The 21,857-nt window shown below is 69.7% G+C and carries 22 protein-coding genes and 2 pseudogenes; 5 read left to right on the top strand and 19 right to left on the bottom strand.

All coding sequences use genetic code 11. The annotated features are described in order from the left end of the window. Positions 1-31 precede the first annotated feature (31 nt). Complete coding sequence (locus ACFYO0_RS17270) at positions 32-298, top strand: hypothetical protein (protein WP_388676067.1); 267 nt, start codon at positions 32-34, stop codon at positions 296-298. Positions 299-338: 40 nt separating this feature from the next. Here ACFYO0_RS17270 and ACFYO0_RS17265 read toward each other — a convergent pair whose 3' ends face one another. The 3 genes from ACFYO0_RS17265 to ACFYO0_RS17255 are packed head-to-tail and all read right to left on the bottom strand — an operon-like array spanning position 339 to position 1,169. After that, entirely contained in the window at positions 339-635 is a 297-nt protein-coding gene (locus tag ACFYO0_RS17265; RefSeq protein WP_388676064.1) for a hypothetical protein, read from the bottom strand. Further along, entirely contained in the window at positions 632-976 is a 345-nt protein-coding gene (locus tag ACFYO0_RS17260; RefSeq protein WP_388676061.1) for a pentapeptide repeat-containing protein, read from the bottom strand. Before ACFYO0_RS17260 ends, ACFYO0_RS17265 begins: the two co-directional genes overlap by 4 nt. A gap of 1 nt (position 977) precedes the next feature. Next, a complete protein-coding gene (locus tag ACFYO0_RS17255) occupies positions 978-1,169 on the bottom strand; it encodes a hypothetical protein (RefSeq protein ID WP_388676058.1) in 192 nt (63 codons plus the stop codon). A 433-nt stretch (positions 1,170-1,602) separates the two neighbouring features. Between ACFYO0_RS17255 and ACFYO0_RS17250 the strand changes: the two are divergent. Next, a pseudogene (locus ACFYO0_RS17250) lies at positions 1,603-1,823 on the top strand (ATP-binding protein); the annotation flags it as partial. A 147-nt stretch (positions 1,824-1,970) separates the two neighbouring features. Here the strand turns inward: ACFYO0_RS17250 and ACFYO0_RS17245 are convergent. Next, entirely contained in the window at positions 1,971-2,144 is a 174-nt protein-coding gene (locus ACFYO0_RS17245; RefSeq protein ID WP_388676055.1) for an AAA family ATPase, read from the bottom strand. 588 nt (positions 2,145-2,732) lie between these two features. Here ACFYO0_RS17245 and ACFYO0_RS17240 point away from each other — a divergent pair. Further along, positions 2,733-3,920 (top strand): serine hydrolase domain-containing protein, encoded by a 1,188-nt coding sequence (locus ACFYO0_RS17240; protein ID WP_388676052.1) that lies wholly within the window; start codon positions 2,733-2,735, stop codon positions 3,918-3,920. A 155-nt stretch (positions 3,921-4,075) separates the two neighbouring features. On the opposite strand, the gene ACFYO0_RS17235 is transcribed toward ACFYO0_RS17240, so the two are convergent. From ACFYO0_RS17235 to ACFYO0_RS17210, 6 genes and pseudogenes are all read right to left on the bottom strand, one after another. Continuing rightward, positions 4,076-4,417 carry an AAA family ATPase gene (locus tag ACFYO0_RS17235; protein ID WP_388676049.1) on the bottom strand — a complete coding sequence of 114 codons (342 nt, stop codon included), beginning with the start codon at positions 4,415-4,417 and terminating at the stop codon, positions 4,076-4,078. Positions 4,418-4,529: 112 nt separating this feature from the next. Beyond that, positions 4,530-4,850 carry a histone-like nucleoid-structuring protein Lsr2 gene (locus ACFYO0_RS17230; RefSeq protein WP_388676046.1) on the bottom strand — a complete coding sequence of 107 codons (321 nt, stop codon included), beginning with the start codon at positions 4,848-4,850 and terminating at the stop codon, positions 4,530-4,532. Positions 4,851-5,243: 393 nt separating this feature from the next. After that, a pseudogene (locus ACFYO0_RS17225) lies at positions 5,244-5,486 on the bottom strand (diguanylate cyclase domain-containing protein); the annotation flags it as partial. Between the two features lie 120 nt (positions 5,487-5,606). Next, positions 5,607-6,530, bottom strand: a complete 924-nt coding sequence (locus ACFYO0_RS17220) for a tyrosine-type recombinase/integrase (RefSeq protein WP_388676044.1) — start codon at positions 6,528-6,530, stop codon at positions 5,607-5,609. Between the two features lie 383 nt (positions 6,531-6,913). Beyond that, entirely contained in the window at positions 6,914-7,717 is an 804-nt protein-coding gene (locus tag ACFYO0_RS17215) for a hypothetical protein (RefSeq protein WP_388676041.1), read from the bottom strand. Between the two features lie 299 nt (positions 7,718-8,016). Next, positions 8,017-9,297: a glycoside hydrolase family 10 protein gene (locus ACFYO0_RS17210; protein ID WP_388676039.1), complete on the bottom strand. Its 1,281-nt coding sequence runs from the start codon at positions 9,295-9,297 to the stop codon at positions 8,017-8,019. A 165-nt stretch (positions 9,298-9,462) separates the two neighbouring features. Between ACFYO0_RS17210 and ACFYO0_RS17205 the strand changes: the two genes are divergently transcribed. Both ACFYO0_RS17205 and ACFYO0_RS17200 read left to right on the top strand, forming a co-directional pair. Next, the gene (locus ACFYO0_RS17205) at positions 9,463-10,335 is read left to right on the top strand and encodes a 3-hydroxybutyryl-CoA dehydrogenase (RefSeq protein WP_388676036.1); all 873 of its coding nucleotides are present in this window, start codon (positions 9,463-9,465) and stop codon (positions 10,333-10,335) included. Positions 10,336-10,540: 205 nt separating this feature from the next. Next, positions 10,541-10,798 (top strand): hypothetical protein, encoded by a 258-nt coding sequence (locus ACFYO0_RS17200; RefSeq protein ID WP_033323455.1) that lies wholly within the window; start codon positions 10,541-10,543, stop codon positions 10,796-10,798. Positions 10,799-10,821: 23 nt separating this feature from the next. Here the strand turns inward: ACFYO0_RS17200 and ACFYO0_RS17195 are convergent, their stop codons facing one another. From ACFYO0_RS17195 to rpmI, 9 genes are all read right to left on the bottom strand, one after another. Then, on the bottom strand, positions 10,822-11,367 hold the full coding sequence (locus tag ACFYO0_RS17195; protein WP_388676033.1) for an NUDIX hydrolase: 546 nt from the start codon (positions 11,365-11,367) through the stop codon (positions 10,822-10,824). Positions 11,368-11,487: 120 nt separating this feature from the next. Next, positions 11,488-12,828: a transcriptional regulator gene (locus tag ACFYO0_RS17190; protein WP_388676030.1), complete on the bottom strand. Its 1,341-nt coding sequence runs from the start codon at positions 12,826-12,828 to the stop codon at positions 11,488-11,490. Positions 12,829-13,123: 295 nt separating this feature from the next. After that, on the bottom strand, positions 13,124-14,377 hold the full coding sequence (locus ACFYO0_RS17185) for a PP2C family protein-serine/threonine phosphatase (protein WP_388676028.1): 1,254 nt from the start codon (positions 14,375-14,377) through the stop codon (positions 13,124-13,126). A 196-nt stretch (positions 14,378-14,573) separates the two neighbouring features. Continuing rightward, a complete protein-coding gene (pheT, locus tag ACFYO0_RS17180) occupies positions 14,574-17,087 on the bottom strand; it encodes a phenylalanine--tRNA ligase subunit beta (RefSeq protein ID WP_388676025.1) in 2,514 nt (837 codons plus the stop codon). After that, positions 17,087-18,217, bottom strand: a complete 1,131-nt coding sequence (pheS, locus tag ACFYO0_RS17175; RefSeq protein ID WP_388676023.1) for a phenylalanine--tRNA ligase subunit alpha — start codon at positions 18,215-18,217, stop codon at positions 17,087-17,089. The genes pheT and pheS overlap by 1 nt, the downstream gene beginning before the upstream one ends. A gap of 143 nt (positions 18,218-18,360) precedes the next feature. Continuing rightward, a complete protein-coding gene (locus ACFYO0_RS17170) occupies positions 18,361-19,506 on the bottom strand; it encodes an ATP-binding protein (RefSeq protein ID WP_388676020.1) in 1,146 nt (381 codons plus the stop codon). 76 nt (positions 19,507-19,582) lie between these two features. Next, on the bottom strand, positions 19,583-20,425 hold the full coding sequence (locus tag ACFYO0_RS17165) for a TrmH family RNA methyltransferase (RefSeq protein WP_388676017.1): 843 nt from the start codon (positions 20,423-20,425) through the stop codon (positions 19,583-19,585). Between the two features lie 652 nt (positions 20,426-21,077). Further along, the gene (gene rplT, locus ACFYO0_RS17160) at positions 21,078-21,461 is read right to left on the bottom strand and encodes a 50S ribosomal protein L20 (protein WP_006141703.1); all 384 of its coding nucleotides are present in this window, start codon (positions 21,459-21,461) and stop codon (positions 21,078-21,080) included. Positions 21,462-21,559: 98 nt separating this feature from the next. After that, positions 21,560-21,754 (bottom strand): 50S ribosomal protein L35, encoded by a 195-nt coding sequence (gene rpmI, locus ACFYO0_RS17155; RefSeq protein ID WP_165257477.1) that lies wholly within the window; start codon positions 21,752-21,754, stop codon positions 21,560-21,562. Between the last annotated feature and the right edge of the window lie 103 nt (positions 21,755-21,857).

Genomic DNA, 21,857 nt, shown 5'->3' with positions numbered 1-21,857 from the left:
AAGCGACCAAGCGGATCAGCACACTGAGCGCATGCGATACGAGGAGAGAGCCAAGCTCACGGCCGTGAGAGCCCTGGTTCCGGTGGCCATCCTTGTCTCCTCGCCGGTGTTGCTGATAGCCGGAGCCCCGATCCGCCGCCGATACCTCCGCTACGTCTACCGGGACGAGGCCCCGCAGATCCTGGACAAGAAGCGGGGCTGGGTCAGCGCCCACTACTTCGTGGTCACCAGTCCTCTTCTTGAGTGGCTCTGCTGGCCCACAGAATCACTTGCCCGTCTCGTCTCACGCCGAGGTTAAAAGACAAGCTTAGATCTGCCGGTATCTCAGCGATCTGTCGTCAACTTGTCGCTTGCGACAGATCGCCGAAAATCGCGCACTCACCAGCCACGCCAACGTTTCCACCATCCAGCGGCGCGGTCTCGGCGCCCTTCTTTGACGCGAGTTCAGCGATCCGTGCCTGCACGGCCGGGTCTTTGGCGAGGGTCGGGGGAAGCTTCGTGTACGGGGTGATGCGGGCAGAGACGAGTTGCTTCACACTCACCTGGGTGTCACGCGGCTCCGAGGGCCACACATGCGGCTTGCCTACCAGGTTCGCACCGCCCAGGTCCGCGCCTGTCAGGTCTGCGCCCGTCAAGTCCGCGGCGTCCAACTCCGCCGTTTGCAGGTTTGCACCTTTTGGATTCGCGCCTTCAAGTTCACCTTGGTCCAATCCGCGCTGCTCAGATCCGCACCGCTGAGATTCGCCTGAGGCAGTTCCGCCAGAACGAGGTCCGCATATCTCAGGTCGGCGCAGCTCAAGTTGGCTTTGGGCCAGTCCGACCAGGAGAGTCGTGCGTTGTGCAGATTCGTGCCAGCCAGCGCCGCGTGGTCGGGGAGGCGGATGCTCTCCAGGTGTGTGTACCACAGGTGAGGGCTGTAGCCGTCGGCATCGTGATCGGTGTCCCGGGTGGCGAGCACGGTCAATGCGGCCGCCACGTCATCGACCGGCCCCCCTCGTCCCGCTTCGCACGTCCATCGAGTCGTCACCGAGGTTCTCCACTGCCGCGCTGTACCGGTCGGTAATCTGCCCCTCCTTGGTGATCGCCAGCTCGTCGCGCACCTGGTTGGTGGAGTACCACAGCCCGGCCACGGCTACGGCGGAGGCGATCAGAACCGAGGCAAGCTCCACCTTGCGAGCCAGGTCCAGGGTCCCCTCGCGCGGCGGGACGTCGTCGGGCTGTGAAGGCCGGATGCCCGGGCGGACAAACTGGGTGGGCAGGCGACGAATAACCGGCCGCGTACTCGGTGGCGGGACAGCGCCGCCCCTGATGCGACTAGCGCGCCGCACGACTCGGTGCAACTGCTGACTGCGTCGGTAGGACATGAGGGTATTCGACACCTCCTGCCCAGTTCAGCGCAGCGCTTCGCGCCTGCTCTTCTGTTCTTGACGCTCGAGCTCAGATAGCTGGTTTGTACGTGGGAGCTGACACCACCTGTCGCTCAGAGCGGAGAGCGCCCGGTTTTGCCGGAGGGCTATGTCTCTGAGTTCTGGCAACGCCCGGGACCTTGCGCTGGGAGCATCGGAGTGCTCGACGCGGTGAGGGGCGCTGGTGCCACCGGAGGAAATGGACCGCCGCGGCGCCGAGTTACTGTTCCAGGTTCCGACCGAGCGGGAGGAGAAGAACAGCGTCGCCATCGCCTCGAAGGAGTCATTTGAGGGCTGGAAGAAAACCTTCATCGATCCGCGGCTGTGCGCGGCTATCGTGGACGGGCTCACCTTCGGCGGCAACATCATCGAGACCGGAACCGAGCCTACCGGCTCGCCGGCACCCGGGCCCCGGCCGTTGGGGGCCGAACCCACGCCGGACCGAGGGATGGGTTCGGCTGCCGAACAGGATGCCGCCACCGGCTGAGCAAGCCCGCCGCCCGGCCCGACTCCCTCGCCGGACGGGCACCCCGAGGGGGCCACAGCGCAGCCACGGCCCGGAGATCACCGAGACCCGTCGGGCACCCGCCGGTTGGCCGGGCGGGGGGCGTTGCGGGCCACGCACTGCTCCAGCGCCGCGGTCATCACCACCGCGGCGGCGTCCAGGCCGTAGTCGTGGGCGGTGTCCACCAGGCGCCGGCGCACATCGGCCCTCGTGTTCGTAGCGTTCCCTGTCAAGTTCTTCTGTTCAGAATCACTTCAAGGCTGAACGAGAGCCGAGAGACCGCTGGAGCGCCGCCTGGAGCCGAGTGAGAGTCGACTCGCCCAAGGCCGTGGGTGTCGCGAAGTAAGTCCTTGAAACACACGGAGGACGCAGAGCCATACTCAACGGCATGCCGGCCACGCCGACATCGTGCGCGAGCTCATCGACGGGTCCGTCGGGTATTTGAAGGGCCGACAACATGCCACCCGGTGACCAACCATGGTGGGAGGACCATCGGCGCAGAGTGGAGCTCGTGGCACGGGAAGTCGGTAACAACTGATCTCGCCCTGCTGCCGCCGACCCCGCCGCCTGCGGGGTCGGCCATGCGTCGTCGTTCACCACGCCGAAGGACTCGTCGTGCCAGCGCCAACTGGTGGTGCCGTCGTCGTGGATGTGCAGCATGAACTCGCTGCCCGGGTTGCCGACGGGAGCGCCTCCGCCTTGGCACCCTCCTGCTGCCGGCGGTGCGGCATGAATCGAGCCTGGTACCGGGGGATATCCCCCATCCCGATCCTGGGGTGCACCGGATCGTCTCCGCCCCGGGGCGGACCTAGCGTTTGGCCATGACTTCGACTTCGCGCACGCGCCTCGCCGTGATATTGGCCACCGCCACGCTGCTCGCCGCCGAGGCGGCCACTGCCATAGCCCGGCCGGCGGATTCCTCCGCCGCAGACCAGTTGCGCCGGGACACCGAGGCGATCCACGCCCTCGGTGTCAGCGGCGTGCAGGCCCGCGCGATCGCACCTGACGGTCGGCAATCGGTGGCCACCAGCGGCACGGCCGACCTGCGCACCGGCCGCCCGGTCTCCTCCGACGGATACTTCCGCATGGCCAGCACTGCCAAGACGCTGGTCGCCACCGTAGTCCTCCAACTGGAGGCTGAGGGCAGGCTGTCCCTGGACGACACGGTCGACCACTGGCTGCCAGGAGTAGTGCGAGGTAACGGCAACGACGGCAGCCGGATCACGATCCGCCAACTGCTCCAGCACACTAGCGGTATCTCCGACGACGGCATGCCCGGATATACCACGCCGGAGGAGTACTACCAGCAGCGCCACGACGTCTACCGCCCCGAGCAGCTGGTCGCCCGTGCCATGGCCCACGCTCCGGACTTACCGCCCGGCGAGGACGAGAACTGGAAGTACTCCAACACCGGCTACGTCGTGCTCGGCATGATCATCCAGAAGGCCACCGGTCACCCCGCCCACCAGGAGATCGAAGACCGCATCCTGCGCCCGCTCGGCCTTGACCAGACCCGGTGGACCGGCACCTCCTCCGCCCTGCCCCGGCCACACGCCGAGGCCTACCAACTCTTCGGCCCCGGCTCCCTGGTGAACGTCACCAATCAGGTCGCGGTGGACCACGAGACCTCGTTCACCACGACCACGCGGGATGAGAACCGCCTCCTCCGAGCCCTGCTCTCGGGCCGCCTACTGCCGCCGCGGCAACTCGCCGAGATGAAGCAGACCGTCCCCGTGAGCGCGGACGTACAGCAGCTGTGGCCCGGCGGCCGATACGGGCTCGGCCTGGTAGAACGTCCCCTGACCTGCGGAGGAACCTACTGGAGCCATGAGGGCGGGGACGGCGGCTACATCACTCTCAACGGCGTCACCGACGACGGCCGTCGGAGCGCCGTGGTCTCCATGTCCGAGGCACGCGGCGACACCCCTGAGCACATACTGGCCCAGGAGAACGCCGCCAGCACCCTGATCGACAACGCGCTGTGCGCCAGCGGCCGCGGCACCTCGTGAGCCAAGGCGTCCGGGCGGCCCATGGTGCTCATTTCCTGGGAAGTCGTCGGCGCCTCTGAGACGGTACGACCGTTGGGTAAGCCGGTTGGCGGCGGCGACATCACGGGTCCGTCAGGTTGTCGATTGGGGGAACGGGACGACGTTGTCGGGAGCGGTCAGACAGCAGCGATCCCCACTGCCCCGGATCGGGCACCCACACCACGTACCAGTCGTGCAACTGACGCCTCCCCTGACGCTTGAACACGCCCAATCTTCAGGGAAGTAGCGTCCACGACGCTGGTCAGGCCCCGGGCGGCACGGGCCACCAGCACCTGGTGCAGGAGGGCCGCCGCGTCGCCGGTGGCCTCCTGGTCACCCGCGTCGCCGGAGACGAGCGACCTGTAGAAGTCGAGCTCCAGCCGGTAGTCGGCGGGCCACGTACGGGCCAGCGTCGACTTGCCGGAACCGCTCGCGCCGACGAGGACGATCACGGACGGCTCGGGGACGGTGTCGTTCATTCGGATCTCTCCTGAGTCCTGGGGTGAAGGGTTCGGAAGGCACCCGGGGCGACCGGCTGTTCCTGGCCGGGATGGCGGCCGCCCCGGGGAGGTGAGGGCTGTGCCGAGCGGGTCAGCTGACGGCGGCCAGCGGCCGGGCGCCGGGCCGCTGGCGCCAGGCGTCGAGCACGGGCGACGGGATCCGGCCCCGGGCGGGGACCTCGTGGCCGTTCTGGCGGGCCCACGCCCGCACCTCGGCAGCGTCGTAGTCGAGCCGCTTGGTCTTCTTCTTCGCAGGCTTCGACGGCCGCAACGTGTCCTCGCGGGCGGCCAGTTCGGCCAGACGCATCTGGAGCTGGCTCTTCTCGTCGGTGATCTGCTCCAACTCGGCGTCGACGGCGCGGCGCTCCCCGCAGCGTGGCGAGGACGGCGGCCGCCGTCTCACCGTCCGCACGGACGGCCTCGTCGTCGTGGGCGGCGGCCCACGCGAGCAGCTCGGCGAGCTCGGGTATGGCCTCGGCGGGCGGCTCCGGTGCCGGGTCCGGCTGGTCGGCCACAGTCTGCGTCTCGGTGGCCTGCTCGACCGGGGCATCGGCCTCGGCGTCCTTCTTCGCCCGGGCGTCGTCGATGATCTCCGTGACCTCCTTGACGTCGATTCCGAGGCGGTCGGCGATCTGCTGGTCGCTGTAGCCGTCGTTGTTCATGGACAGGATCAGGGCGTTGTACGTGTTCACGGGGTAGGTCTCCTTGCTGCGTGGATGGGTTTTGCGGGGCGGGAGCTGGGGGGCCGGTGGGCGGACGACGTCGGGCTGCACCTGATCGAGCAGGCGGCGCAGGGCGGCGATCGTCATGCCGCGAGGCGGAAGCGGCGGGGCGTGAGGCGGCGACCGAGCGCGGCCAGGGCGGGAGCGATCGGGCGGCGGCCGCGCCGGCCACGGCCCTTGACCCGGTACATCGCGGTGTCGGCGGCCTTGAGCGCGGCGGCCAGGGTCGAGGTCTCCAGGTCGGCCATCCGGGCCGCACCCAGCGAGATGCCCACCTGAAGCGACAGGCCCCGGTCCTGTCGACGACGGGCTGGCGCACCAGCTGCGCGAGCTCGTCGAGCCGCTGGTTGAGGTCCTGGTCGTCGCGCAGGACGGCAACGAGCTCGCGCTTTCTCCGACCCCGGTAGTCTCGCCCCGCTCTATGCTGACCTGCCGGATGATCCGGCTCAACTCGCCCGTGTGGCCCGTGATCTGATGGATACGTCGCGGTCTATCCCGAGGAGGTCATCCGCCACTATCGGCAGTTCGTCGACCAGCGCCGGACCCACCGCCCCAGCGAGGAGTACCGCGAGTTGGCACCGTTCAACGGCCCGAGCGACAGCAGCGTCTCCACCTTGTTCAGCGCCGCGAGATCGATCCTGAGTCGTGTTGAGATCGAGGTGGCCCAGTAGCTTCGCGGCGATGTGGATCGGCAGGCCGCCGTTGACGGTCTCCGTTGAGAAGATTCTGCGGAAGTCGTGCGGCGTGAACCTCAAGGGTGACCCGTCGACGTCGACGATGCTGGCCTTCAGCGCATGGTCGGTGAGGAGCTCGCGGATGCGATTGGGAGAGACGACCTGCAGCCGGTGCTGGGAAAGGCGCTGGAACAGATGCGGCATCGGTGGGCCGAAGATCCGCTCGTAGCCGTCGTACCGGGTCAGCAGCGGCACCCGCTCCCCGGTGCCCTTGATCCGGCGAATGATCCGGGCGAGGACCGCGACCAGGTCCGGGTCGGCGGGGATGACGCGCTCGCGGTCCGTCTTGGACGGGCTGATCTGCAGCAGCGGCACTGTTTCGCCGGTCGGTGCCTGGTACTGGCGCAGGCTCAGGTGGGTGAGCTCCAGCAGTTCCTCGATCCTGGCCCCGGTGCATCGCAGGATCTCGATGCCGGCCCAGGTCCTGAACGCGTTGTTCTCCTCGCATTCGGCATCGAACCGCGGCCCCGGCTCGTCGACTGGAGCGAGGAACAGCGCGGTGGGACGCCAGTGGCTGCCGTTCCGGTCCGGTGCGTCGATACCGCGACTCCTCGATGGTGGACTCCTCTCCCGGCATTGCGGATCGGGCCGCCTGCAGCAGGAGCGTGGCGCGCTGCAGCCGGGCCTCGGCAGCACGGACGAGCTGCGGCAGGACAGGGACCAGGGTGCGCGTGCGCTGCTGCATCCTCGCCTGCCGGTGCCGGGACTCTTTGATGTAGCCGCGGATGTCGGATTCGCTGATTGGGCAGGGTGCGGCCCAAGCCGCCCAGCGGGCCGGGTCCTCCATCGACCATTGCGAGAGGTCCAGATAGAAGGAGCGGACGGCCAGGAACACGGCGTGGGAGGTGCGGCGCGGTCGCCCGTCGGGCAGGACGCGGACGCGTTGTTTCCATGCCTGGGCCACCTCGTCGGGCAGGCTCAGTGAGTCGACCGCGACCCGATCACTAATCGCGCGGTCCGCGACGTGCTCGTCCACTACATCGCCGAGCGATCCGCCGTCCTCGACTACGGCTCCCTGGTCAACCAGGCCCAGATGCTGGCCGACCTGTTCTGGGGCGACCTGCAACGCCACCACCCAGGGATCTCACCAGCTCGGCCGGGGTGAGCTGACCGCGGGCCTGGGCCTCGCGCAGGGTCGGCGGCGAGTCATTGAGGCCGCCGACCGCGTGCAGGATGTCGTAGGCGAGCGGCAGCGCTGTCACTGTCCGGCCACTGGCCAAACGAGCCCCGGCGTAGTCGGTGAGGTCCTCCAGATCCAAGGCCAGCAGGTCCTTGCCGGTGACGATGCTCATGCGGGTGAGCACGTTCAGGGCCTCGGTCGCGTGCTCGTCGCAGCGCTGTCCGCCGGCGTGCTGTTGGAGTTCGGCGAACAGGACCGACTGGTTGTGGCGACGGTAGGCGTCGTAGACGCCCAGTAGGCGGCTGCCGAACAGCCAACCGTAGGAGGGCCGGACCACCTGGAGGACGATCAAGGCGCCCAGACCAGCGGTGAACCGCGACCGGGTGCCCGCGCTGAGCCCTTGCGGCCCCCAGCCGGAGCCCAAGTCATCGGACCCGCTCAGCAGCCAGCGGTCCTGCCAGTTGTCGGCGGGGAATCCCTCCAGCCAGTCGAAGACCCGCGTCAGCGAGAGCTGCTGGCGCCACAAGTTGCGGACGGTCGGCTCGCTCAGCAGGTTCTCGGCCAGGCGGGCGAGTTCACCGCGATGCGCCGTCGCCCGTCCGTTGCCGAGGGCCGTGCTCCTCGGCGCGGGGAGCGCGGCGGTCAGGAGTGCGGGGTCGCGAGGACTGACCGGAGTACGGGCAACACGTCCGTGCCGGGCCATCAGCGGTTCCCGACCACGTCGGCGAGGTCGTCCGGGTCATACGTCCAGCCGGTCAGTGGCCGCGGTGGCGGTTTGGGGCGCGCACGCGGGCGGATCAATTCTGTGACGGTGGTGATCCCGGCCGCTGGGCGCCTGCCGGCTCTCAGGCCGGTGGCACGCTGCCGGTCAGCAACTCGATGAGCGTGGAGAGCCGGACTTCTCCCACGGCATCCGCGACCTGCAGCGACCTGCAGCGACCTGCAGCCGAACGCGGTGCCGCGTCTCTCCGTGAGCACCCCCGTAGAGAGCCTGCCCCGCAATCATCGGGGCGTCCGCGCCGACCGCTGATAGTGGTCGGCAACCACCCGGGCCATGGCCCCGATCTTGTCCTCCCCGACCTCCTTGGCCGCGAAGAACACGTGGCCCCGCGCCTCTGGGTGCTCCTTCGCGAGAGTGAGGTGTCGGGACAGTTCGGCCGGGTCCTGCCAGGCCTCGGGCTGTGCCGGGTCGCCCGCCTTGTAGAGGGCCTCCCCGATGTAGAGCTGTGTCCCAGACCCCCTCGCGACCTCTGCCCACCAGGGCAGAAGGACTGCGTAGTTAGCAGGAACCTGCTGGTCAAGCGGGTGTGCCGACCAATACAGCTGCGGGCAGATGTAGTCGATCCAGCCCTCGCGCACCCATTTCCTGGTGTCCGCGTACAGGTCGTCGTACGTCTGCACACCCGCCTGGGTGTCCGAGCCCAGCGAGTCCGTCGAGGCGTTGCGCCACACTCCGAACGGGCTGATCCCGAACTGCGTGCCCGGCCGGATCTTCTTGACGCGGACCGCCGTCTCACGCACCAGTTTGTCTGTGTTGTCCCGCCGCCAGGACGCCCGGTCCTCGAAGTCGCCGCCGTACTGGGTGTACGTCGCGTCGTCGTCGAAGACCTCTCCCGCGACCGGGTACGGGTAGAAGTAGTCGTCCCAGTGCACGGCGTCGATGGCGTACTTCTTCAGCGCGTCGAGCATCGCGTCCTGGACGAAGGCACGGACCGCGGGCAGCCCCGGGTTGTAGTAGAGCTTCCCGCCGTACGGCACGACCCAGTCGGGGTTCTCGCGGGCGGGGTGCGAGGCGACCAGCTTGGTGGGGTCGGCGTGGTTGGCGATCCGGTACGGGTTGAACCAGGCGTGCAGTTCCAGGCCGCGCGCGTGCGCCTCCTCTACGGCGGTGCCGAGCGGGTCCCAGCCGGGGTCCTCGCCCTGGGCGCCGGTGAGGTACTGCGACCAGGGCTCGTACGGCGAGGGCCACAGGGCGTCGGCGGTGGGTCGCACCTGGAAGATCACCGCGTTCAGGCGGCAGCGTGCGGCCATGTCGAGGTGCGCGAGCAGTTCGGCGCGCTGCTCGGCGGCGGTCAGCCCGGCCCGGGACGGCCAGTCGCGGTTGGTGACGGTCGACAGCCACATGCCGCGCAGCTCACCGGAGCCGGCGCGGCGACGGGCCTCGGCCTTCTCGTGCTCATCCGCGTCTCCGCCGGTCGTCGCGCCCCAGGCCACCGCGCCTCCCGCTGCGGTGAGCCCGGCCAGCATCGCTCCCGCGAACGCCCTGCGTGTCACTCGCCCCATGGGTTCCCCCCATACGCACCGGATCGGCCTGCTCATGTATCGCTTCCGGGCAGACAGCATGCCGCACCCGCACGATCGATCATCGGGACCCCGAGAGTAACGTTCACGAATGGAGCAGGCGCCCCCGGGGCCCTGCGACCCTCATGGAACAGCGAAAGGGACGATGTGACGGACACCTTCGGAGACATCTCACGTGTCGGAGTGGTGGGCTGCGGCCAGATGGGAGCGGGCATCGCCGAGGTGTGCGCCCGTGCCGGGCTTGATGTGATGGTCGCCGAGACCACCGGCGAGGCCCTCGAGATCGGCCGGACCCGGCTCTACAACTCGCTCTCCAAGGCCGCCGAGCGCGGCAAGATCTCCGAGGAGGAGCTGGCCGCCACGCAGGCGCGGCTCACCTTCACAACCGATCTGGGCGAGTTCGCCGACCGCGACCTGGTGATCGAGGCCGTCGTCGAGAACGAGATGGTGAAGACCGAGATCTTCCAGGTGCTCGACCAGGTGGTGACCCGCCAGGACGCGATCCTCGCTTCCAACACCTCCTCCATCCCGCTGGTGAAGCTCGCCGTCGCCACCTCGCGTCCCGACCAGGTCATCGGCATCCATTTCTTCAACCCGGCCCCCGTGCAGAAGCTGGTCGAGCTGATCCCGGCGCTCACCACCTCCGAGGGCACGATCAGCCGGGCGCAGGCGCTGGTCGAGAAGATCTTGGGGAAGCACTCGATCCGGGCCCAGGACCGCTCGGGTTTCGTGGTCAACGCCCTGCTGATCCCGTATCTGCTGTCCGCCATAAGGATGTTCGAGTCGGGCATCGCGAGCCGCGAGGACATCGACAACGGCATGGAGATGGGCTGCGCCCACCCGATGGGCCCGCTGAAGCTGACCGACCTGATCGGCCTGGACACGGTGGCGTCGGTCGCCTACTCGATGTACGAGGAGTACAAGGAGCCCCTGTACGCCGCTCCCCCGCTGCTCCAGCGCATGGTCGACGCCGGCAGGCTGGGCCGGAAGTCTGGCTCCGGCTTCTACACCTACGCCTAGCGGCGTCCTCGTACCGACTACGGTCCGTACGTCTCAGGCCGACGGGCCCGGCACTCTTCCGAGCGCCGGGCCCGCGCCATTCACACACCGTGTGCGCACCGGGCCCGCATATGCCCCTCGCACACGCTCCCCAGGTGCCCGCCAGGGCGGGTTGACTTTCCGTGCGCATGTAAGGGATGTGACGACTACGGAAAGGAGCGGACTCGTGACCGCCGACCCGGAGCATCCCGTGGTCCATGGAGAACTCGCAGAGTTACGCCGTCGCCTCGATGTGGCGCATGCCCGCGTCGAGGGAGGGCAGGCTCTGCTCAGTCATCGCGCCGAACAGACCGCCAAGGATCTCGACGACCTCAGCGCACGCGTCGTCGCATTGGAACACACCCGCTGGCCACTGCGCGCAGTCGCGGTCGTCACGGCCGTGGGCGCACTCGCCGTGGCGGTCTGGCAGGCTCTGGGCCACTAGGTCCCAGGACGCGGTGGGGGGGATCAGGGCAAAGCGTCCTGCCCGAGCCTGAGATGGTGCAGGAGGAGCAGCGCGGCTGCCATATTGGCGGCCGGGACCTCTCCGCGGGCGACCATGTCGGGGACGAGCTTGAGTGGAACCCATTCCCGACGGTCCGACTCGAAGTCGTCCACGGGGTGTCCGATGTACGTGCCTTCGTCGGCCCAGTAGATGTGGTGCCGGGCGTCGGTGAGCCCATTGGAGGGCTCGACGCTCATCAGATGGCGCAGGGGTCCCGGCCGCCACCCGGTCTCTTCCTCCAGTTCGCGGGCCGCCGCGACGGCGATGTCCTCGCCGTCCTCGACAACGCCCGCCGCGAGCTCCCACCCCCAACTGTCGGTGATGAAGCGGTGCCGCCACAGCAGCAGCACCTCGTTGGCCTCGTTCACGACGGTGGCCACGGCGACGGGCCGCAGCCGTATCAAGAAGTGATCGAGGTGCCGACCGTCCGGCAGCTCCACATCCGCGAGATTGACGCTGAACCAGCGGTTTGCGTACACAGTTCGTTCGTCCTGTTTCGTCCACTGCACGGTTCTGCCACCTTTCGCCGGGTAGATGGCAATATCGCAGCAGGAGCGTCTTCACAGCAGACTCATGGTGGCCCGTCGGCGGTCCGCTCGCGGCGGTGGGCGCAGTGCCCGGTGCTCTCCCTACAGCGGTACGCGCAATGCCCCGTCGATGAGTTCGGCGGCCTCGGACGTCCCCGCGCAGTCACTGGCCACCAGGTGCTCGCGTACCGCCCGCAGTCTGTCGCGCAGCCGCTGGGACTCCATTCCCCGCGCCTGCTCGGCCATTTCGACCGCGGTGACCACCGCCTTGTCCGCATTGCCCTGGCGCAGCTCGATCTGACTGAGCATGGCGAGCCGGTGCACCCGCCCCCGGTCGTGCGCCGGAGTGTCCACGGCAGCCGCGGCGTGCTCCTGAGCGGCGGTCAGGTCACCGAGGCTGAGCAGCGCCTCCGCCACCTGTACGTTGACCAGGCCCGGCTGGACATAGCCGGTCTCGTCCGGCTCGTAACCGCGCCGGATGCGTTCGGCGGCCGACTCCGCACGCCGGATGCAGGACAGGGCGCTGCTTCCGTCACCGAGGTGCGCGTACGCCTTGGCCTGCATCGCGTAGAGGTCGGAGGCGAGCGCCGGTGTGATGTGCCGCCCCGCGGCGCGCAGTGCGGCCTCGGCGAAGGCGACGGCCTGCCGGTACTCCCGCATGAACAACGACTGGTTGACCAGCAGGGCGATGACATACGCGCCGAGTCCCCGGTCACCGCTGGCCTTTGCGAGCCGGAGCGCCTGGTGGAAGTAGCGCTGGGCGAGGCCGTGCGCATCGGAGTCGTACGCGCAGATGCCCGCGATCGCCACCAACCCCCCTGTCGCGCGATGGAGTTGGCGGCCGGTGGCGTCGGTGTAGCTGCCTCTGAGGAGCGGGGCGGTCTCGGAGTTGAGGAACCCGACGATACGGCTGCGGGTCGCGACTCCACCGGCCTTGCGGTACATCTGCTCGTAGTGGGCGCGGGCGGCGCGCAGCATCTCGATGTCGGCCATGCTCACGCGCTGCCGGCCGCCGCGCGAGACGTCCGTGTCCTCGGGAGGGTTCTCCCATTCCCATACGGGCATCACGGCGGGTGTTCCGGTGACGGCGGGGGCGCCGAGGATGTGCGGGCGCTGCTGTTCGTCGGAGCGCCACAGGGCGGTGGCCCGCTCGACGAATCCGGAGAGGGTCGTGCCGTGCGGAGAGGCCGACTCGCCGGGTACGCCGAGGCCTATGTCGTCGAGTGTAACGGGGCGCTGCAAGCGCGTGGCGAGCACCTCGCAGATCAGGTCGGGCACCTGGCCGCGCGGGCGCTGGCCCTTCAACCACCGGGCCACGGCGGTGTGTTCGTAACGGAGTGTCAGGCCACGGCTGCGCCCCGCCTGGTTCACATGCGCGGCGAGTCCCGCATGGGATATCCCGGCCTCGTCGAGAATCGCGTCGAGCAGAGTGTTGGGCTGCATGGGTGCCCTCCGGGTGGCTCGGTGCGGACAGAGTAGTGCGAACGTCTTCACACGGGGTGTGAACGGAGTGCTCGAATCCGCGCTGTGCGCGCGCTGTTGCGGAGGGTTTCCGGCCGGTTGACTGAAATACCTCGTAAAGAGGCCCGCCGGGCCGCCGGCTCCCCCTCGTACAGTGCGGTGGCCCGTCTTCACGCCGTCCGCCCAGCTGCCTGCCCGACACTCCGTGGCTTGGGCGGACGGTGTCGTTCCACGGGTTCGCTCCGCTGGATTGGACAGGTCGGCCAAGCAGCGGAGGCTACAAGTTGTGTGTCGGCTGCGGGTTCATCGTGGCTTGTCGCGCCCCGGCGGCGGAGCCGACTATGTCACAGCCCCGCGCCCCTGAAGGGGCGCCTGATGCGGGGCGGTCGTTGCGTAGTACCAATACTGCGATGTCGTCCGACATGCTTCCGTCTGTGTGGCGTTCGAGGCCGGCGAAGACGTCGCGTAGTACGTCGCTCGGTGAGACAGGGTGCGCCTTGGCGGCCTCGGCGAGCGTGACCGGTAGCGGGAAGAAGCGTCCCGTGCTGTCCCGTGCGTCCTCTGCGCCGTCCGTGTAGAGGAACAGGGCCTCGCCAGGGCGGAGTTGGCCGCAGTCCGTCGACGGGAGTTCGGCGGGGAGCGGGAACAGGCCCAGAGGGGGCAGGGGCTCGGCTTGCGCGAACGGTTCCGCTCGGCCCGGGCTGAGCAGATACGGCCAGGGGTGGCCGCAGTTGAGGGCGTGCACCTCGCCACTGTCGCGGATTTCCAGCAGCAGTACGGTGACGAAGTCCTCAGCTACCGGACTCTGTGGATCCGTGTCGGAGGCCGCCGGGCGTTCGTGGCGGGAGCGTTCCCGATGGTGCCGGTCCAGAGCGCGCTCCAGACGGCGCAGTACATCAGCGAACTCGGCCTCGTCGTGGGCCGCGTCGCGGAAGCTGCCCAGCAGTGCCGCGACCGTTCCGACCGCGGCCAGGCCATGGCCCCGTACGTCTCCCATGACCGCCCGCACCCCGTGTGCCGTGGCCATCACCTCGTACAGATCGCCGCCCACGGCCGCGCCCCGGCTCGCGGACAACTGCCCGGCGGCCAGGGCGAGTCCGTCAAGTCGCGGCGGCAGCGGCCGGAGTACCACGGCCTGGGCGGCGTCGGCGACGGCGCGGGCGCTTTCGAGTTCGCGCTGCAGCCGGGCGCGACGCCCGGCCGTGAGATGGCTGGCGATGACGACGGCAAGGATGGCCGCGAACGTGCCGCACCGGGTGCCGATGCTCTCGTCCCGGCCCGCCGTGCCGATCGGGACGAGCGCGAAGACCGCGCACAGGCCGCCCAGCAGGACGCACGAGCGGCGGCCCGTTCCGGCGCAGGCGATGGCGGGGGCGGCGGCCAGGAGCTGGACGAGCTGGGCCTCGGTCGGGAAGAGCATCTCCCACAGGACGACGGTGAGGACCCAGAGGCCTGGCAGGACGAGCACGAGCGCCCGCCACGCGCGGGAGGCACCGGCGCGCGCGCCGCTCCGAGCGATGGTTCGGATCATGCCGACGGACCCCCAGGCTGCGGTACGGCGGTCGCGGAGCCTTCCCTGGTCATGGGCGGCTGATCGACCGGATCGATTCTGTCGGCGTCCATACCCGAATGACCCGTTGGGACCGAATTCTCACCCGAATGAGTGAGGGACACCTCCGTGGCTCCGGAGGTGTCCCTCATCGCAGGTCAGCAGGCATGTGCCGGGGTCACGCCCCGCGCAGCACCGCCCCCGTGCGCTCGCCCGCCAACGTGATCGCCGCGTCGCGGGCGGCCGATGCCTCCTCGACGGTGAGCGTGCGGTCGTCGGCGCGGAAGCGCAGCGCGTACGCCAGGGACTTCCGCTCCTCGCCGAGCTGCTCGCTCTCGTAGACGTCGAACAGCCGGATGGACTCGAGGAGTTCACCGGCGCCCTCACGCAGCGCGGCCTCCACGTCGGCCGTCGGGACGTCCCGGGAGACGACGAGCGCGACGTCCTGCGTGGCGACGGGGAAGGCGGAGATGCGCGGCGCCTGAAGGGCGCCGGTGCCCGCCTGCTCCAGGAGATCGAGCTCGATCTCCATGGCGCAGCTGCGCTCCGGAAGGTGCAGCGCCTTGATGACCCGCGGGTGCAGCTCACCGGCGTGACCGACGAGCGTCTCCTCGCCGTTCACCGTGACGTACAACGCGGCACATCGGCCCGGGTGCCAGGGAGCGTGCTGGTCACTGCGCACGGTCAGCTCGACACCGGCTTCGCGGGCGACGGTACGAGCCGCCTCGACGGCGTCCGCCCAGTCCGCCGGACGGCCCTTGCCCCACCAGCCGGCCTGCTCGCGGGCGCCCGCGAGGACGACGGCGACGCGGCGAGGCTGGCGCGGCAGCGCGGAGTTGATCCCGGCGATCTCCTCGTCGGTGGGACGGCGCTCGACGGGGAGGCGCTCGGCCGTGTGCTCCTCTCCGGTCGGCCGGAAGACCAGGCCGGTCTCGAAGAGCGCCAGGTCGTGCGAACCGCGGCCGTCGTTGCGCCGAAGCGCGCCGAGCAGCCCCGGCAGCAGGGTGGTGCGCATCGCCGGCTCTTCGTCGGAGAGCGGGTTGACGAGCTTGACCAAGGCGCGACGCGGGTCGTCGGCTTCCAAGCCGAACTGGCCGAGCACCTCGGTCCCGATGAACGGGTAGTTCAGCGCCTCGACGTATCCCGCACCGGCCAGGGCGCGGCCGACCCGGCGGTGCAGCCGCTGCCGGTCGGTCAGGCCCAGGCCCGCGGGGGGCTTGGGCAGCGTCGAGGGCAGGTTCTCGTAGCCCTCGAGCCGGATGACCTCTTCGGCCAGGTCGTTCGGGTCCGTCAGGTCGGGCCGCCAGGAGGGCACGGTGACCGTCAGCCGGTCTTGCCCGTAGACGTCGCAGCCGACCTGCTGGAGACGGCGTACGACGGTCTCGCGGCCGTACGCGACACCCGCGACCTTGTCCGGGTGGTCGGCCGGAATGGTGATGGTGCGCGGCGCCGAGGGCGCGATGACCTCGGTGACGCCGGCCTCGGCGGTGCCGCCCGCGAGGAGCATGAGCAGGTCGACGGTCCGCTGGGCCGCCGCGGACGTGGCCAGCGGGTCGATGCCGCGCTCGAAGCGCTTGGACGCCTCGGAGGCCAGCTTGTGACGGCGGGCCGTGCGCGCGATGGAGACCGGGTCGAAGTGCGCGGCCTCGATGACGACCTCGGTGGTGACACCGGCGTCGTCGTCGTGGTCGGCGATCTCCGTGTTGGCGCCGCCCATGACGCCCGCGAGGCCGATCGGTCCGCGGTCGTCGGTGATCAGCAGGTCCTCGGCGTCCAGCGTGCGCACGACGCCGTCGAGGGTGGTGAGTTTCTCGCCCGGCTCGGCCCGGCGCACACCGATCGCGCCCTGGACGCGGGTGCGGTCGTACGCGTGCAGGGGCTGGCCCAGCTCCAGCATCACGTAGTTGGTGATGTCGACGGCGAGGGAGACCGGGCGCATCCCGGCCTTCTGCAGACGGCGCCGCAGCCAGATCGGGGAGCGCGCCTCGGGGTCGAGGCCGGTGACCGTACGCGCGGTGAAGCGGTCGCAGCCGAGCGGGTCGGACACCTCGACCGGGTAGCCGAATTCGTTCGGCGCCGGTACGTCGAGCAGGGCCGGGTCGCGCAGCGGCACCCCGTACGCGATGGCGGCCTCGCGGGCGACACCGCGCAGCGAGAGGCAATAGCCGCGGTCGGGGGTGACCGCGATGTCGAGGACCTCGTCGACGAGTTCGAGCAGCTCGATCGCGTCGGTGCCGACCTCGTGCTGCGGCGGCAGCACGATGATGCCCTTGCTGCCGTCGTCGCCCATGCCCAGCTCGTCGCTGGAGCAGATCATGCCGTGCGAGGTCCTGCCGTACGTCTTGCGTGCGGAGATCTCGAAGCCGCCGGGCAGCACGGCGCCCGGCAGGACCACGACGACCTTGTCGCCGACGGCGAAGTTGCGGGCGCCGCAGATGAGCTCTTGCGGCTCGCCGGTGCCGTTGGCCTGGCCGACGTCGACGGTGCAGAAGCGGATCGGCTTCTTGAACTCCGTCAGCTCCTCGATGGTCAGCACCTTGCCGACGACGAGCGGCCCCTTGAGGCCGTCGCCGAGCTGCTCGACGGTCTCGACCTCGAGACCGGCCGAAATGAGCTTGGCCTGGACGTCGCGCCCGGTCTCCGTTGCCGGCAGGTCGACGTACTCCCGCAGCCAAGAAAGCGGGACCCGCATCAGATCTCCATCCCGAACGGCCGGGTGAACCGGACGTCACCCTCGACCATGTCTCGCATGTCTTCGACGTTGTGCCGGAACATCAGCATCCGCTCGATCCCGAACCCGAAGGCGAATCCGCTGTACTTCTCCGGGTCCACGCCGCAGGCGGTCAGCACCCGCGGGTTGACCATTCCGCAGCCGCCGAGCTCGATCCAGCCCTCGCTGGAGCAGGTGCGGCAGGGGCGGTCGGGGTTGCCGACGGACTCGCCCTTGCAGACGTAGCAGAGCATGTCCATCTCTGCGGACGGCTCCGTGAACGGGAAGTAGTTCGGGCGCAGCCGCGTCTTCATGTCGGCGCCGAAGAGCGCCTGGACCATGTGGTCGAGGGTGCCCTTGAGGTCGGCCATGGTCAGGCCCTCGTCGACGGCCAGCAGCTCGATCTGGTGGAAGACCGGCGTGTGCGTGGCGTCCAGCTCGTCCGTGCGGAACACCCGGCCGGGGCAGACGACGTAGACCGGCGGCTCGCGGTCCAGCATGGCGCGGGCCTGCACGGGCGAGGTGTGGGTCCGGAGTACGACTCCGGACTCGCCGTCGCTGTCAGCACCCTTGGGGCCCTGGACGAAGAAGGTGTCCTGCATCTGCCGGGCCGGGTGGTCCGGGCCGAAGTTCAAGGCGTCGAAGTTGAACCACTCGGCCTCGACCTCGGGGCCCTCCGCGATCTCGTATCCCATGGACACGAAGACGTCCGCGACCCGCTCCATCATCGTGGTCAGCGGGTGCCGGGCTCCGGCGGGGACGCGGTCGTACGGCAGCGTGACGTCCACGGCCTCCTCGACCAGCACTCGTGCGTCGCGCTCCGCCTCCAGCTCGGCCTGGCGAGCGGCGAGCCCCTTGTTCACGACGCCACGGGCCTGGCCGACACGCTTGCCGGCGTCGGCCTTGGCGTGCGGGGGCAGGGCGCCGATCTCGCGGTTGGCGAGCGCCAGCGGCGAGGCGGGGCCGGTGTGGGCGACCTTGGCCTCGTGGAGCGCGTCGAGCGAGTCCGCAGCGGCGAAGGCGGCGAGCGCCTCGTCCCGCATGCGCTCGATCTGTTCCGGTTTCAGTGCCTCGACCTCTACAGGGTCGTACGACTTGTTCGGTGCCGACATCTCTTCCCGTGCTTCCGGTTGGCTGGCTGAAGGTCCCCGCTACGACTCGGAGGCGAATCGTCCACGGATCAGGACGCAAGGTGCCAAAGGCCGAGTCTAACGGGGCTGAGGTGTGCGAATGCGCCCGTGGGGCCTCGTCGGCGTTACTGCAGATACGCCGGGGTGCCCACGGGCAACGTAAATCGGAACTGCGCGCCGCCGCCGGGGGCGCGGCCGACCGTGATGGTGCCGCCATGGGCTTCGACGATGCCCTTGACGATGTACAGCCCGAGGCCGGTGCCGCCGCGCTTGCTGCCCCGCCAGAAGCGGGTGAAGACGCGGTTCATGGACTCCTCCGGGATGCCGGGGCCCTCGTCGCTCACCGTGACCGACGTACCGGCGCATTCCCGTTCGCGGGGCGACGGCGCGGGCTCTACGTCGATGGTGACGGTTCCCTCGCCGTGCCGCACGGCATTTTCCAGCAGGTTGCTGAGCACCTGGTCGACCTTGTCGGGGTCGGCCCACAGGTCGGGCAGCGGCTGGCCGATGCGGAGCAGGAAGCGGTCGGCGGACTGGCCGGAGGCGACGTACGACTGGATGTGCCGGCCGACGGCGACGCCCAGGTCGACGGGCTGGCGGCGCAGTTCGAGGCGGCCGGAGTCGATGCGGGATATGTCGAGGAGTTCGGCGATCAGACGCGTGACGCGGTTCGCGTCGGCGTCGACCGTCTCCAGCATGAGCTTCTTCTGGTCGTCGGTGAACCGTTCCCACTTCGCGAGCAGCGTCGCCGTGAAGCCCTTCACGGAGGTGAGCGGCGAGCGGAGTTCATGGGCGACCGTGGCGATCAGCTCGGCGTGGCTGCGCTCGGTGCGGCGGCGGGCCTCGGTGTCGCGCAGCGAGACGACGACGCGACGGACGGGACCAGTGGGTGCGGTGCGTACGTAGCGCGCGGAGACCAGGACCTCGCGGCCTCCGGGAAGGAGCAGGTTGCGCTCGGGCTGCCCGACACGGATCGCGAGACCGCCGTACGGGTCGGTCAGCTGCCACCAGCGGCGGCCTTCCAGGTCTTCTAACGGGAGCGCCCACTCCAGCTGCCGGCCGAGCGCGTCGGCGGCGGGGACGGCGGTGATCCGGGCCGCGGCGGCGTTGAAGCAGATCACGCGGCCGTGCTCGTCGGCGATCACCAGTCCGTCGGGCAGGTCGTCGGGGTCGATGCCGAGGTCGGTGAGATCACCGCGGAGGGACGCGGCTGCGCTGTGCACGTCCCGTGCTCGCAGTGCCCTTTTCGCACCGCTCGTTCCGACACTCATCCCCGCACCTCTCGGACCTGGCGAGTGGGCCCCGAGTCCGTCACCCTACTAGCTCTCAGTGACGGAACGGACCCCCTCAGGGACGTGCACCGCGGGTGCGCTGGGCACGGGCGGACGCGTAGAGACATACGGCAGCAGCGGTCGCGAGGTTCAGGCTCTCGGCCTTTCCGTGAATGGGTACGCGCACCACGGCGTCCGCCAGCGCCCGCGTCTCCTCCGGCAGTCCCCACGCCTCGTTCCCGAACACCCAGGCGGTGGGCCCGCCCATGGTGCCCCGGTCGAGTTCGTCGTCCAGGTCGTGCTCACCGGCCCCGTCGGCGGCCAGTACGCGTACACCGGCACCCTTGAGCCCCGCGACGGCGTCCTCTACGGACACCCCCACGGCGACCGGCAGATGGAACAGCGAACCGACCGACGCCCGCACCGCCTTGGGATTGTAGACGTCCACGGACGCGTCGGTGAGGACGACGGCGTCCGCTCCCGCGGCGTCCGCGCACCGCAGCACGGTTCCCGCGTTCCCGGGGTCCCGCACATGCGCCAGTACGGCGACCAGCCTGGGCCCGGCCTCGATGATCTCCTCGAACGGCGTGTCCAGGAACCGGCAGATCCCGACGAGGCCCTGCGGGGTGACGGTCGTCGAGATTCCGGCGATCACGTCCTCGGCGGCGAGGTGCACGCGCGCGCCCGCCGTCCGGGCCTCGCCCACGATGTCGGCGTACCGCTCCGCGGCGTCGAGCGTCACGAACAGCTCGACGAGCGTGGGCCCGTCCCCGCCCCGATGCCCGGCCGCCTCCCGCACGGCCTGCGGCCCCTCGGCAAGGAACAGCCGTTCCTTGACTCGGAAGTTCCGCTTGGCCAGCCGCCGAGCGGCGGTGACGCGGGGCGAGCGCGGGGAGATCAACTCGGGGGCGAGTGGCATGGGGTTCACCTTCGGTGGGACGGCGGAGGGGGTACTACGTGCGGTTTCTCGCCCCCGCCGCCCCTACCCGTCCCATCGCAGAGGCTTCGCCCCATGGACCCCACCAGGGGCGCTGCCCCTGAACCCCGCTGGAGGCTGCGCCCCAGACCCCCGTCGGCCTGAACGGCCTCGTCCTCAAACGCCGGACGGGCTGATTGATGCCGGCCTCGGCTGCAATGACTCAGCCCCGCTGCGGAAGGCGGCCCGGCCACGAAAAATTCAGCTCCTCCGGCGATTGAGGAGCGGGGGCCGGGGCTGGCCCCGAAACGGGGCCGGGGCGGAGCCCCGAGCGGAGTCCAGAGGCAGCGCCCCTGATGGGGTCCGCGGACGGAGCCACGAAGGGGAGTCCGGGGGCGGGCCCCTGATGGGGTCCGCGGACGGAGCCACGAAGGGGGGTCCGGGGGCGGGCCCCTGATGGGGTCCGGGGGCGGCGCCACGAAGGGGGGTCGGGGGCGGCGCCACTGGTGAGGGTCCAGGGTCTGGCCGCGGGATGGGTCGGGTGGGGGCGTCGGGGGCAAAAACCCGCCCACCGCGGACGCACCCGGACCCGCAGGCAGCGCACAGCCTGCGGGTCCGGGTCACGTCAGGGACGCGGCTGAAGCCGGCGCCGGCGTCACGCCGCCTTCGGCGCGTTCACGTCCGACGGCAGCGCCTTCTGCGCGACCTCGACGAGCGCGGCGAACGCGTTGGCGTCGTTGACGGCGAGCTCCGCGAGGATCTTGCGGTCGACCTCGACGTTCGCGGCCTTCAGGCCCTGGATGAAGCGGTTGTAGGTGATGCCGTTGGCGCGGGCAGCGGCATTGATGCGCTGGATCCACAGCTGCCGGAAGTCACCCTTGCGCTTCTTGCGGTCGTTGTAGTTGTAGACCAGCGAGTGGGTGACCTGCTCCTTGGCCTTGCGGTACAGGCGCGAACGCTGACCGCGGTAGCCGGAGGCCTGCTCGAGGATCGCCCGGCGCTTCTTGTGGGCGTTGACTGCCCGCTTGACGCGTGCCACTTTGATTAACTCCTTGTAGCGGGGCCGTGGTTGGACTCACACGACCCGAAATCGATTGGGTCCCGGTCAGAGATCAGGTACGCGATGCGTTCCCGACGTCACTTGCCGAGAAGCTTCTTGATCTTCTTGGCGTCGCCCGGGGCCATCTCGGCGTTACCGGTGAGGCGACGCGTCAGACGGGACGACTTGTGCTCGAGCAGGTGGCGCTTGCCGGCGCGCTCACGGAGCACCTTGCCGGAGCCGGTGACCTTGAAGCGCTTGCGGGCACCGCTGTGCGACTTGTTCTTCGGCATAGCGCCGTTCTCTCCTCGTCAGTGGCGTTCCGATGCCCGGTCGTGAAACCGGGCACGGCGGAACGTCAGATGTATCGGTTGGCATCCCCGGACTCTCGTCCAG

It is taken from the genome of Streptomyces sp. NPDC006365, from assembly GCF_042870755.1.
Classification (GTDB): Bacteria; Actinomycetota; Actinomycetes; order Streptomycetales; family Streptomycetaceae; genus Streptomyces; species Streptomyces xiangluensis.
This window is presented reverse-complemented; position numbering and strand designations above follow the sequence as displayed.

Coding starts and splice junctions, on each gene's coding strand:
- pheS (WP_388676023.1), bottom strand. CDS start 18,217: ATGTCGGCACCGAACAAGTCGTACGACCCTGTAGAGGTCGAGGCACTG.
- pheT (WP_388676025.1), bottom strand. CDS start 17,087: ATGCGGGTCCCGCTTTCTTGGCTGCGGGAGTACGTCGACCTGCCGGCA.
- ACFYO0_RS17235 (WP_388676049.1), bottom strand. CDS start 4,417: ATGAACGACACCGTCCCCGAGCCGTCCGTGATCGTCCTCGTCGGCGCG.
- ACFYO0_RS17210 (WP_388676039.1), bottom strand. CDS start 9,297: ATGGGGCGAGTGACACGCAGGGCGTTCGCGGGAGCGATGCTGGCCGGG.
- ACFYO0_RS17165 (WP_388676017.1), bottom strand. CDS start 20,425: ATGCCACTCGCCCCCGAGTTGATCTCCCCGCGCTCGCCCCGCGTCACC.
- rpmI (WP_165257477.1), bottom strand. CDS start 21,754: ATGCCGAAGAACAAGTCGCACAGCGGTGCCCGCAAGCGCTTCAAGGTC.
- ACFYO0_RS17170 (WP_388676020.1), bottom strand. CDS start 19,506: ATGAGTGTCGGAACGAGCGGTGCGAAAAGGGCACTGCGAGCACGGGAC.
- ACFYO0_RS17215 (WP_388676041.1), bottom strand. CDS start 7,717: ATGGCCCGGCACGGACGTGTTGCCCGTACTCCGGTCAGTCCTCGCGAC.
- ACFYO0_RS17185 (WP_388676028.1), bottom strand. CDS start 14,377: ATGATCCGAACCATCGCTCGGAGCGGCGCGCGCGCCGGTGCCTCCCGC.
- ACFYO0_RS17240 (WP_388676052.1), top strand. CDS start 2,733: ATGACTTCGACTTCGCGCACGCGCCTCGCCGTGATATTGGCCACCGCC.
- ACFYO0_RS17190 (WP_388676030.1), bottom strand. CDS start 12,828: ATGCAGCCCAACACTCTGCTCGACGCGATTCTCGACGAGGCCGGGATA.
- ACFYO0_RS17270 (WP_388676067.1), top strand. CDS start 32: ATGCGATACGAGGAGAGAGCCAAGCTCACGGCCGTGAGAGCCCTGGTT.